This is a genomic window from Leptospira borgpetersenii serovar Javanica (assembly GCF_003046425.1).
In the GTDB taxonomy this organism is placed as follows: domain Bacteria; phylum Spirochaetota; class Leptospiria; order Leptospirales; family Leptospiraceae; genus Leptospira; species Leptospira borgpetersenii.
On sequence record NZ_QAJG01000004.1, the window covers coordinates 11,877 to 24,616 of the forward strand.

6 protein-coding genes are annotated in these 12,740 nt (G+C 40.2%); 2 read left to right on the forward strand and 4 right to left on the reverse strand.

Going from position 1 to position 12,740, the window contains the following annotated elements; all coding sequences use genetic code 11:
* Positions 1-54: 54 nt before the first annotated feature.
* Both CLV95_RS03985 and CLV95_RS03990 read right to left on the reverse strand, forming a co-directional pair.
* Complete coding sequence (locus CLV95_RS03985) at positions 55-1,623, reverse strand: GMC oxidoreductase (RefSeq protein WP_002732693.1); 1,569 nt, start codon at positions 1,621-1,623, stop codon at positions 55-57.
* Positions 1,624-1,670: 47 nt separating this feature from the next.
* On the reverse strand, positions 1,671-5,075 hold the full coding sequence (locus CLV95_RS03990; protein WP_002732343.1) for an alpha/beta fold hydrolase: 3,405 nt from the start codon (positions 5,073-5,075) through the stop codon (positions 1,671-1,673).
* Between the two features lie 221 nt (positions 5,076-5,296).
* Between CLV95_RS03990 and rsgA the strand changes: the two genes are divergently transcribed.
* Entirely contained in the window at positions 5,297-6,367 is a 1,071-nt protein-coding gene (rsgA, locus tag CLV95_RS03995) for a ribosome small subunit-dependent GTPase A (protein WP_002732535.1), read from the forward strand.
* Positions 6,368-6,570: 203 nt separating this feature from the next.
* The gene (locus CLV95_RS04000; RefSeq protein ID WP_002732271.1) at positions 6,571-9,039 is read left to right on the forward strand and encodes a hybrid sensor histidine kinase/response regulator; all 2,469 of its coding nucleotides are present in this window, start codon (positions 6,571-6,573) and stop codon (positions 9,037-9,039) included.
* Positions 9,040-9,610: 571 nt separating this feature from the next.
* Here the strand turns inward: CLV95_RS04000 and CLV95_RS04005 are convergent.
* Together CLV95_RS04005 and CLV95_RS04010 are read right to left on the reverse strand one after the other, a co-directional pair.
* Positions 9,611-10,711: a fatty acid desaturase gene (locus tag CLV95_RS04005; protein WP_002732616.1), complete on the reverse strand. Its 1,101-nt coding sequence runs from the start codon at positions 10,709-10,711 to the stop codon at positions 9,611-9,613.
* 291 nt (positions 10,712-11,002) lie between these two features.
* Entirely contained in the window at positions 11,003-12,706 is a 1,704-nt protein-coding gene (locus CLV95_RS04010) for a B12-binding domain-containing radical SAM protein (protein WP_002732498.1), read from the reverse strand.
* Positions 12,707-12,740: the final 34 nt, after the last annotated feature.

Here is a 12,740-nt window from a genome sequence, read left to right on the forward strand (position 1 = left end):
ATTGTATTCAAAAAATATGGAGTTTATTTCGAATACAAGGCCCTCCGCATCGGGTCACAGTCCGGCACAAATCGAAGCTGCCGTATGTTCGGCCACCGCAGAAATCGTCATCACCGGGTGAAATCCGATCGAAGATGGGATTGTCGATCCATCGGCGATGAATAAATTTTTATAACCGAATACTTCTCCAGTTTCAGATACGACCCCTTTATCCGGATTAGAAGCTAGAATACAACCCCCAAGAGAATGTACTGAAATGATCCGATTAAACAATAAAAAGGTCGCCAACGGTCCGAATTGTCCTCCGTATGCGTCTCCAACTTGTTGCATAGAAGTGGTCATATTTTGGATAAGGGTTTTATTTTCTTTGGAATACTTCCACTTGACATCTATATTCTTACCTCGACGAACGATTTTTCCGTTCGCGTTATCCCTTCCAATCGCAAATAAGTTGGTCATATAAGTAGGATCACCCGCCCCCGGAAGTCCCGGGGACAACGGTTTTGAAAGCAGTCCCTTTTTGAATACGAGGGGAAGAATCCACTCCAAACTTTTCCAAAAAAGAGGACCGATCATTCTTAACAACCAATTCGGTTTAGAAATTCCTAATGAAGCGAGTACCGTCATCACGGGTTGGTTGAATGTGGGCGCCGCCATCGTAAATTGAAATCCTTTCGGAAAATAATTGATTACTGTCGTAACATCCGGCCCATCCCAAGGTTTAAGTTCGGTCTTACTAGATTCGATCCCTCCCAGAAAATCCCCGTTCCCGGAATATCCTTTTCCAAGTTGTTTACTAAGATTCGGTAAGGTTTTGTATTTGTCCCGACTGTTGAAAAGAATTCGATTCGTTCCCAACGTTCCCGCAGAAAGAACAACTCTTTTGGAATGTACGGATTGTTTTTCTCCGGTTTCCGTATTTTCGTAGTAAACCACATAGCCGTTTTTCGGGTCGGGAGCGATATGAGATACCAGAGAATTGATTTGAAACACGGCCCCGTTTTTTTGAGCGTCAGAAATATAATTAAAATCTAATGTGTTTTTAGCTCCGTGATTACATCCGAACTCACATTCCGCACAACGTAGACATATGGATTGCCCCGGTCTGGAAGGTTTTAGCCAGCTAGCTGCCTCATCCGGATCGAAATAAGTGTGCTGATTCAATTCCGCGGCGGCTCGAAATTTATTCCTTTTCGGAAGATCCCACTCCGGTGGAACCGGTTTTACGTCGAACTTGGTCGCGACTTTATCATAATAAGGATCCAGATAACTTCGATTAAACGGAGCGGGCCAGCGAGGATCTTCAAATACTTTATGGTCAGGACGAATATGAACGTTGGCATAAATCAGCGAGCCCCCTCCCAAACCGGAAGCCGTTACGGTTCCAAGCCCGCTGAAAAAATTAAGTTCATAGAGTCCCAAGGATTTTCTTTTTTTAGGATAACGCCAGAGGAGATTATCAGTTTGGCGCACATCCCGCGGAAAATCCCCCGGAGAGTATTTTTTTCCCCTTTCTAAAACGAGAACCTTTTGACCTTTTTCGGAAAGTCTTAAGGCACTGATAGAACCTCCGAAGCCGGAGCCGATTACGACTGCATCGTAGTATATATTGTCTCTTGACATACTTTTTTCCGCGAAATTATATTAGTAACTTATAAAATTAAAACTCTTCAATACAAATTTAAGGACTGAAGAATCAAAGGATACACGTCCTTGTGAGCGCCTTTGCCGAATATACAATCGATATGTCCGTAATCGGGAATCACATGACGTTTATATTGATTCGGATCGAATCGATCGATCAGTTTTTTGTAGGTCAACTCCGTACTCTCCGGAAGATAACAACGATTCTCTGCTCCATGAATGAAGGTGATCGGCAGATTCAGTCGATCCCAATTCGGAACATACACATCTTTTCCTTCCGAGTTCACCACCTTGTGTGCACGGATCATTTTGGACAAATGTTCAAACGCTTTTATGTTGGACACTCCGAACATCTCTCCCAAACCGTATCGATAAGTTTCTTCATTCAAATTTTCTAATCTATAAAGACTTCCATAAAGAAAAGAAATTCTTCTACTGACCGGATTTACATCGTGAGAGAAAAGAGACTGCGGCTGTAGCGCCAAAACACTATTGAAAAATTTATCCAACCATCCGTCTTTATCGCTCGTATACGCCGTCATATCTTCGATTCCAAGCGTATCCAAAATTTCCGCTGTATGAAGTCCGACCTTGATATCCATAGAAGTAGGAACTTCTACATCCGCTGAAATTTGAGAAAGGACCACGGAACGAACTCCTTCCAGACCCGCAAGCAACGCCATCGTAAACGTAGTTGCACCGAAACAATGAGCAACTACTTGGATTTTATCTACTTTGGTCAGCTCTCGAATCTTATTTACTGCGGCGGGGTAATCTTTCGTTGCGATCGCATCTCCGGTGTTAGGTAGAGGAGCCGAAGGAAGAGCGATCGAGGTTCTATAATCGAAAAGCCAAACGTCGTATCGATTTTCAAAAAGATATTCCAAAAGATTGGTATCGATCGTATCGATGCTGAAAATCAAGCTGGAAACCCCGAGACCCGGTGATAAAAGAACCGGCCCTTTGTTACCACCCCTATATCTTAAAAGTCTTAAGTCCATTCCATCCGAGGCTTTGAAAAAATGAACTTCAGGAGAAGAGACTCGAAGAGATCTTTTCGTTCTTGGCCTTGCGTCCTTGTCCCAAGGAACAATCGAACTCGCGACTCCTCCGTAAACGTCGTATAACACACCTGCAAAAAAAGAACCGAACTTCGCCAATCCTTTAACTTCGTCTATAATTGATTTCGAATTGATGACCTTCATCGTCGTCATCTGTTTTGCAAAATCTTCCGGAAGTATATGTAGAATTCCTTTTCCAAATACGGGAGAACTTTCGGTTTCACCGTCATAAATAGTCGTGTAAAGGGTGCTCGTATCCCTCCAGATGTTCGTAAGTCCGTCGTCCTGAATCAACTTAACTCCCGCAAAAAGATATTTCTTACCTTCTTCCGTGTTGAGAATCATACGATAGACCATGTTTCTGGTCTCAACCCGGTCCTCTTTGGAAATGAATAGTAAAAATTCTCCTCCTGTGACTGTGATTACATCTTTGGAAATAAAAGGCGCTTTTACGGTTCCGAATAACGTAGCTTTATGATCCGGATTGCCAACCATCTCTTCCAAATTCTCGCTTCGGATCGTAAGCAGAAATTCGATGGAAGAACCCTCGTCCTTTCCGATCTGATAACCTCGTTCCGTGTCTTCTTTAGATTGGGTGGAAAAAAAACCCTTCATACATTCCGTGAACTCGATTCCTAAGTGCGAAACACCTCCGTTTTTAGGATAAGAGGGAAGGTCGTAATTGATCTTAAGCCCCTTTTGAGCCGTGAGTTTCTCGCACGCTCTTTCCGAAATCGCGCAAATCGTAAGCAGAGGATTAACTCCCAAAGATCGAGGAATCACGGAGCCATCCATGATATACAATCCGTCATGGGCTTCGATCCCGCTTTTGCCGGAATAGACCTGACAGTTTTCATTCACTACGGAAAAAGAAGCATCCTCTCCCATCGGGCATCCTCCGAGAGGGTGCACCGAAATCAAGTCCTGATCAGTGAGACGGTTCCATACAGGATTCTTAATATATGTTCCTTGAAGAGGAATCGTAGCTTCCTTCAAAACGGTGCTGATTTTTTCAAAAATCGGTTTTTTTCCCACGTTTGGCCAGGAAATTCTCAAACGATCGTTTTGTAGAAACATCTTCCCATCGTTTCCGTCGTGAGCCATAACGAGATAAGTCTGAGTATTTCGAACCGCACCTCTATACGGCCCTAGAATAAAACTTAAGAAAATTCTAATTTTCTCAACAACCCATTGAAAGAATCCCTTTTTGGTTTTGATCCCGGTGAATTTAGAACCCAGCGCAAAAATTGCGGGTAATTGACCGGCGATCGCGCCCGGAATGGAACCTTCTTCGATGATCATTCCTTCGTTCAAAGGAACACCTTTACGAGTATCAATTACCCCGGTGATACAAGGGCCCACATTTGCGTTTCCATTCGTTTTTTTCTTTCCAAAGCCGATTCCGTTGATTTTGGTATTTCCATTATAAGAAAAACCTAACATATCTCCGTTCCCGCTGAACCGAACTCCGACTGCATCAGAAACGCTTAATCCTTTTTCTTTGGAACGAAGCAAAATCTCCGTAGAACCTAAAGAACCTGCGGCAAGAACGACCGTTTTAGCACGGATGAACAATTCGTCCTTGCTGAATTTTTCCCGGTCCACTCCAAGCGGAATAAAATGAACCAGCCAAGAATCTTCTTTTTTTTCGATATAAGTTACTTTTATTTCCGTAAAAATCTGTGCTCCAAAGTTAACCGCGTCCGGAAGATAATTCATCAGAGTCGTGTTTTTGGAAGAAACGTTACAACCCGTGACACAATCTCCGCAGTTTGTACAAGCCTCTTGGTTGACTCCGACATGATTGATTTTGGATTCGAATGTCACGTTAATCGGGGTCGGATAGAATTCCTTTTTTAAAAAAGAAGCGGAAGTTTTAAGAGCTTCGTACTTTGCAAGACTTCTATATTCGTTCGGAAGAATATTCGGTCTTAACATTTCTTCCGCGCGGGAATAATAAGGATCCATTCCGTGCTGACTTGCTTCTCTGCGGATGATTTGCGGCCAAGTCGGGTCTTGAAACACTTCGGGAACCGCCCTTAAACTTACGTTTGCATTGATAAGAGAAGTGCCCCCCAAACCGCAACCAACTAAAACGTTGATGTCTTTGTTAAAATGGAAGTCGAATAAGCCGCTTTTAGAACCGATATGTTTGTCTTCATAGTTGGCTTGAACTTCTTCAAAAGCCGAGATTTCCTTATTCGGAAATTCTCCGGGCCTAATTTCCCTGCCTCTTTCCAAAAGACAGACTTCGATTCCGGCTCTGGAAAGTCGAGATGCCGCGATTCCACCGCCGTAACCGGATCCGATCACAACTGCTTCGTATTGACTTTTTATTTTTTCGATGGGTTGAGAAATTTTCTGAATCAATGTTTTTGCCTGGGTTAAATTGGCAGAACATTTTCAAAAAAGTAAAATATTGCAAGAAAAATAACGATACAAGATGGACTTCCCCGGATATTTTGTCCGTTCTTTAGTTAACTTCGGACTTTAAGTTAGTCAGGTTTGAATCAAAATTACGCATATGATCGTTTGATTCTATTCTAAAAATTGGGACGTCCGTATCTTGATTTGAAATCGGAAGGAATCGTATGTCACAATTAAATTCAATTCTCACCTCTTATGGATGGAAACCGGAAGCGTTTCTTACAGAACCCATCGAACATTTAAAGCCTGGACGGGTTGTATCCGTCTACAGAGAATATTCAAAAATTCTAACGGAATTCGGAGAACGAAAAGGAATCCCCTCGGGAGCTTTGACGTCCTCGGGAGAATTTATCACGACAGGAGATTGGGTTTTGGTTCGAGAAATCAATGGAGAAGATCTTTGTATCGTAGAAAAAATCCTTCCTCGAAAAACGTTTTTAAGAAGAAAAAATCCCGGAAAACGAAATAACTTTCAAGTAATCGCTTCGAACATCGACCTTTTGCTCGTGATCATGGGTTTAGACGGAGACTATAGTCCGAGAAGGATAGAACGTTATTTATTCTTGGCTAAGATTAGTGGCGCGGAAACGGCGATCATTTTGAATAAAAAAGACCTTTGCGAACGATCTGAACGAAGATTTTCAGAAATTAAAACGATCGCCGGAGAAATTCCGGTCGAAATGATTTCCGCGTTGGACCCGACAAATATCCCGAAACTTCTCCGCTTTATAAAACCCGGGAAGACGATCGCGTTTTTAGGATCCTCGGGTGCGGGTAAATCCACGATCATCAATTCACTATTAGGCGTTCAAATTCAAAAAACGAACAAAGTCAAATCCTCGGATGGAACCGGAAAACATACCACAACTCACAGAGAATTATTTCTTCTCCCCTCAGGCGGAATTCTCATGGATAATCCCGGAATTAGAGAAGTTGGTCTTTTTTCAGCAAGTGGCGAAGAGGATATGGAAGAAATCTTTCCCGAAATTGCAATCGCCTCACAAGAGTGCCGTTTTAAAGATTGTTCGCATTGCGGAGAGCCGGATTGTGGAGTCGCGGCCGCTTTAGAAGCCGGTAAAATCGATGAAATACGATATTCTTCTTACTTAAAGTTAACCAAAGAATTACTGGCCTATAAAGTTTCAATCGATCCCCGAGAAACAAGGAAAAAGAAACAAAAAGACAAACAACTGTCCAAAGCATTACGCAAACGATTGAAAGACAAAGGAAAATAGTTTCCTCTATTAGATTTTTCTTGTTTTTCAAAGGGTTTCCGTAAATCCAAAAAGAACCTTCTTTGTCTACAATAGACTCCGGAGGGATAAAAAATCAATCCCCTCATCCTTGATGCTCCCTAAAAAAACGAGATCGAAAAAAACCTTTTCATTCTTGAAGTAAATGTTATAAACTAATCAAAATATCCGAGTTATTCATTTTTATGATTCGATTATTCTTAACGATCTATTTCTCGCTTAGTTTCGCAGTTCCTTTGTTCGGCGAATCTTTGCCTTTGCTTCCCGGAAAAATTTCCGGGCTCCAAAATAACTCTCCCTTTCGTTCTTTCATCCATTACTTCACCGACTCCAAAGACAAAAATTTTCGGGAAAGAATTTTCGCAAAAGATACTTCCCTCTCATTTCGAAACATTCCGGCAGAAATGTTCTCATTAGGTTTTACTGAAGATACCGCTTGGTTTTACATTCCCTTAAAGAACGATACTTCAAACGATTACCATGGAAAGTTCGAAATCTACAATCCTTATCTCGAAAAAGTGGACATCCATTATCGATACGGACATAAGGATCGGATTTATGAAATTCTTGCAGGGGCAAATCGCGCCTACGAGGCAAACTTTCCCGTTCTCGATTTTTATCTTCGCCCTGGAGAAGAAATTCAGATCGTTTGTGCGATTAAAAGCGGCACTCCTCTTCGTATTCCTTTTGTGTTGGAATCGGAAAAAAAATACAATTTTACGGAACAATTTCGTTCAATCGCAGTCGGCCTAACCCTCGGATTCGGAATTGCGATGGGTTTATACAATCTATCCCTGTATTTCTCCTTCAGAGCAAGATCCTACCTATATTATTTTATTATGATTTTATTTTCCACAGTCTATCTTACGTCTTGGGACGGCTTGACCTTACCTCTATTTAAACCGACACACGGACGACATTATCTCCCTCTCACTTTAGTTCTTATTTATACTTCCACCTTGTTCTTGTTTTTATTTTCTCTGGAATTTTTGTACCCGGAAAAAAAGGATAAGGGGGCCGAAATTATAACGGCCATCTACGTCGTCTCCAATCTTATTTTGATTCCGCTTTCAATTTTTTATCCGATCCAATTGAATCAGTTTTCATATTATCTGGGACTGATTAACAACTTAATCATCGTATATTTTTGTATCGTGAAAATCAGGGACGGTTTTAAGCCCGCGAAAAATTTTCTATTGATCCATATGGTATTTCCCATCGCCGGAGTTCTTGCAAATTTAAGCACCACGGGCACGATTTCGATCAATTATTTTTCTCTTCATCTCTTAAAGTTGGCCTTCGTTTCCCAGTCCATTCTTTTTTCCGTCATGCTCGTTCAAAGAATTAAGGAATTGGAATTCAAACTAAAGGAAGGTTTACAATCCGAGATTCATAAGAACATTATCCTTCTCAAAAAAGAAATCCAACAAAGAAGAGAAACCGAATGGGAATTGATTCAAGCGAAAGAAATCGCGGAAAAGGCCTCCAAAGTAAAAAGTAGTTTTCTTGCAAATATGAGTCACGAGATCAGGACTCCTATGAACGGAGTATTGGGAATGGTTCAGCTTTTAGGAACTACAAAACTCAACGACGAACAGAAGGAATACATTCAAATTCTTTCCATTTCCGCCAAATCATTGTTACAAATTATCAACGATATTCTCGACTTTTCCAAAATCGAAGCCGGAAAAATTTCCCTGGATAAGGAAGTGTTTTCGATTCATTCCGTTTTGGACGAGATACACGATCTTTTGTATCCTCTTGCAAAACAAAAACGAATAGGTCTTCGCCTGGAAGATAAATCTGAAATTCAAGAATATGTCTATGGAGATCAACTCAGACTTCGACAAATTTTATGGAACCTTACTGGCAACGGAATTAAATTCACCAATCACGGAGAAGTAGTTCTTAACGTGTCTCAAAAAAATATTTCGAAAGACAAGATTTCGATAAAGTTCACGGTTTCAGATTCCGGTATCGGTATTCCTTTGGAAAAACAAAAACAAGTATTCGACGCATTTTCGCAAAGCGACACATCCACTGCGAGAAAATTCGGAGGTTCCGGTTTGGGTCTCAGTATCACGAAACAACTTGTGGAACTCCAAGGTGGAACTTTGAACCTGGAGAGTAAAGAAAGTTATGGTTCCAAATTTACGTTCACAATTACTTATGATATACCTTCCGAATCGGAAATCGAAAAGATTTTGGAAGCAGAAAAAACAAAGGACTTGGAAAGCGCTTATTCAAATGCGACTTCTAAAAGTATGAAAATTTTAGTAGCAGAGGACAACGAAACCAATTGCCTTTTAATCGAAAGAGCGCTTAAAAAATTAGGTTACGATCCGGTTGTCGTTCATAACGGCAGAGAAGTGATCGAAAAAATGCAGTTGGATTTTTTCGATATGATCCTTATGGATATTCATATGCCCGAGGTGGACGGAATTGAAGCTACAAAATGGATTCGTTCACAAAAACAAAACACGGAATTTCCAATTATCATCGCCCTAACCGCAGACGTAATCGAAAGTAACAAGGAAGTGTATATTTCTAAAGGTATGAACGACTACCTAACCAAACCTTTAGATTTGCCACTTTTCAAAAAGACCTTGGATTTCTGGTCCGATCATGTAAAAATCTCTCATTGGAAACAATAAAGTTTTTGAAAAATTCCATAATTCAGATTAACAAAACTGCTTTAATCGACCGTTTTCATGAAACGGAAACAGATGAAGAATTAATTTTTCAACAACTTTAATAAAGTTTTTGAAAAAGTTCAGATTACCGAAGCTGCTTTGATCAACCGTTTTCATGAAACAGAAACGGATGGAGAATTAATTTTTCAATAATTCTAATAAAAATCTTTCTGCAAACCATAAACTATCGAGCGATTCATAAAGAGCGAGGTTGAGTTATTCGAAGACTCTTAACGTAGCTAAGACGAGCGATTTATGAGGATTTCAATATCTTTGCAAAATCGCCTATTCATTTTTGGTACCATTTTCATACGTTCGAGTAATAAACGGAAATTGAAGTACTACTTAATATGGGATCAGTAATTCGGAGTTTGTCTTAAAATCCTAAGAAATACCGCATCATAATCGTCGGGTCACTATAGCTTGTCTCAAAGATATTATAAAGATTATAATAGTCTCATAAAAAAATTATATAATGCTCTGCAAAACTTCCGCAATCAGAGATGGCACAAACATCGATGAATAACATCGATCATTTCGAGTTGGAAACCGGAAAATTTGTCATTTTGGAAAAATCGATTTTGTTTTCTTCCAAAAAAGATTCAGAATTTAATTTCCACATACTCCGAAAATCGTTGAACCGAATTCCATAACGTTTCATCGCGGAAAGGACGTAAAATGCGACCCATTGTCTAAGATAAAACGGTTGATTTACGACAAAGTGATGGATTCCATGAGTCGCTCCAAAATTAAAGCAAAAAAGATGGAACGGAAAAACCAGCCAAGAATTTAAAACTTGGGTTTGGTGATAAACATTCGGAACGTTTCCGTAGTAGTGCATATTTGAAGAAACGACTTGGAGCGAAGTTTGACGAATCCAATTCGGGATCAGATAAACGACGGCGGCCGAGTTCAAAATCGATCTGTTCGTTTCCAAAAACGAAGGCTCCGAAATCGGATTTCCGAATACCACATTCAAAATATAGAATGCGTTTATAGATAAAAAAGAATACCAGAGTAGAAAGAAAATTTCCCGATACAGTCCTACGGTTCTCGGCACCTTGATTTTTCTAAGCTGAAGATACGCGTCTTTCGCAACTTTCCTTCCCTGTAAAATCAATGCCAAGTTTCCGTCAATCATGATTAAAACTCTTTTTAAACCGAAAGGTACTCCATTACCGATCATCCTTTCTTCCACGTCCTCTTTATTTCCAGACAGTTTATGATGTAGAAGGTGAATTTCTCTTCGAAACCAAGGATTAACCGTGTTGGCTCTAAAAAGCCAAACCACCCAGAGCATAAAATTCTGAACTTTTACTCTTCCCTTGTAGTAAAGATTATGAATGAGATCGTGTTCTATCTCGTGCAAAAAAGATGCAAAAATCGTGTTGAGTACAATACAAAACCAAAAAGGAATTAGATTCGTTATATAAAGTACAGCGAAAAGAATCATACCGGATGCGGAACCGATCATGATACCGAAGCCGATTTGATCCTGATATTTTGATAAGTATGGAAATCGATTCCGAATTCGATCATCCCAAAATCGAATCCACTGAATGATTTTTCTCGTTTTTTCCTTTTCCGAAAAAACTTTGTAGGGTTTGTTTCGAGTTTTCCATTGTGAATTCATGAGTTAGTTTACATCATTCTATAATTTCGGGTTTACCTTGACTTGCCTCAAAGTCAACCGCTTCGGTTTAAAGATCGGGTTCTTCCTAAGTAAAATTCTATCCTAGTTTCCAAAAATCAGAAACCTTTTTCCATATCATACCAGTGAGATCCGATCCACTAACTCATTAATATTCGAACCAAAACAACGCTATATTTCTTTTTAAAACCGGATTCTGAACAGTTTTACAAATTCCTGATAACACGCTCCGAAAAAGGAAAAACAATCAGTAACAAATTGAATCTCTCCGTTTTAATACGAACTCGGACTCAGTTCGGAATTCGTATTATACAAAGGCAAAAACTGATTTAAATCTTGCAGATCGATTTTTCCGCCGGAAAGGGTACAAATCCCGTCTAAGCCGGAAAAAACTTTTTCAAAAATTTCGTAACGGAATTTTTCCAAAAGTATCCAATCCTGGCTTGTGGAAGCGTATAATTTTTTCTCATCGAGTAACTTTTCGAAAAGCCTCACTCCGACCAAGGATCTTATTCCGCATTTTTCTAATATTCTCAAAGCCTCATTTAAGGAAACTATATTTCCTTCGGAAATGGAAACACCTTTCAGAAAATTCAGAATGCGAGTAACGATAAAAAGGGAGTAAATATCCTCTCTTTCAAAATGTTCGGAAAGAATCGCCATCGAAGTTAATCTGGAAAGAAAAATGTCGGATTCGCTTCTTTCCGGGAAATCCGAAGCAATCGGAGAATTCGGAGTAAGATAAAAAAGCGAGGCGCCCATCAAAACGGGTTGGGCCGCGTTAAATCGAAGCGTTTGAATCATAGACTCCAAAGTTTCCATCGGAAGTCCGAGGATTTGATACGAAGTGATTTGAAACCCGAGTTCGAAACCCTCCCGAACGATTTGAAGGTATTTTTCGATCGTATGCGGTCTTTTCGTTGTTTCTCTGACGAGTTTATCGGAACTAACCAAAGCAAGGTTCAGATTCGTAAATCCCGCATCCCTCATCAAACGAAGAAGCTCACTATCCAAACTGATATAAGAGATTCCGTTCATTGCGACAAATCGAACGTCTTTTTTAGGAAAGGCTTGGATCAATTCTTCACAGAGTTTTTTCATTTCGGGACGGAAGAAAGTCAAATTGTCGTCCTCAAAATCGAATACCCGATAACCAAGTTCATAAGATTCTTTGATTTCGCTTAACACATTCGCAACCGTATTTCTTCTATACTTAGTTCCGAAGGTAGTGTGAACTGAACAAAAACTGCAACGATGAGGACAACTTCTCGAGGTGATAACAAAACGCATCGGCTTTCCTTCGAAAAGATAGTGTTCCTTCGATAAGGAAGATACGTCGGGAGCCGGAAGTTCTTGAATCGGAAAATTATCTCCGATCGGATTTAAACGAAGACTTCCATTTTCTTTCCATCCGAGAGAATCAACGATCGCATAACGTTTACGTGTTTGAAATTCCGTCAAAAAATCGCAGATCGGTTTCTCACCTTCTCCTCGAATGATAAAATCCACATTCGGATTCGAGAGTATGAGTTCCGGACAAGCGGATACATGAGAGCCTCCCATTAAAACGGGAACGTCTAATACTTTTTTTACGGTTTCCGCCGTTTTCAAAGCCTCTCTGTAATAAGGAGAAAACAAAGAGGAAATGCCCACAAGATCGGGGGCCAGAGATTTTACTTCGTTTGCTATATCTTCGTAAGGCGCTCCGAAATGAAAGTATTCAAAAAACGTGGAGAATGGACTTTTATCAGGAACCGGATAGTATTCCTTTAAGTATTTGAGCTCGCTCGGAATCGGAACCGTTCTTCTTCCAGCAAGTTTGTCTCCCATCCCTCTATGAAAATCGCGGATGATGACTTCTATGTTTGGCAAAAATTTTTGCACAGCTCCTTTGAGATAACAAAGCCCGATCGGTTGCAATCGAATATCGGTATCGTAAAAATCCTGCACCGGCGGTTGAATGAGCAGAAGACGCATGTCACCATAGAAACAAAAAGAATCACAAGATCAA

Coding starts and splice junctions, on each gene's coding strand:
- CLV95_RS03985 (WP_002732693.1), bottom strand. CDS start 1,623: ATGTCAAGAGACAATATATACTACGATGCAGTCGTAATCGGCTCCGGC.
- rsgA (WP_002732535.1), top strand. CDS start 5,297: ATGTCACAATTAAATTCAATTCTCACCTCTTATGGATGGAAACCGGAA.
- CLV95_RS04000 (WP_002732271.1), top strand. CDS start 6,571: ATGATTCGATTATTCTTAACGATCTATTTCTCGCTTAGTTTCGCAGTT.
- CLV95_RS04005 (WP_002732616.1), bottom strand. CDS start 10,711: ATGAATTCACAATGGAAAACTCGAAACAAACCCTACAAAGTTTTTTCG.
- CLV95_RS04010 (WP_002732498.1), bottom strand. CDS start 12,706: ATGCGTCTTCTGCTCATTCAACCGCCGGTGCAGGATTTTTACGATACC.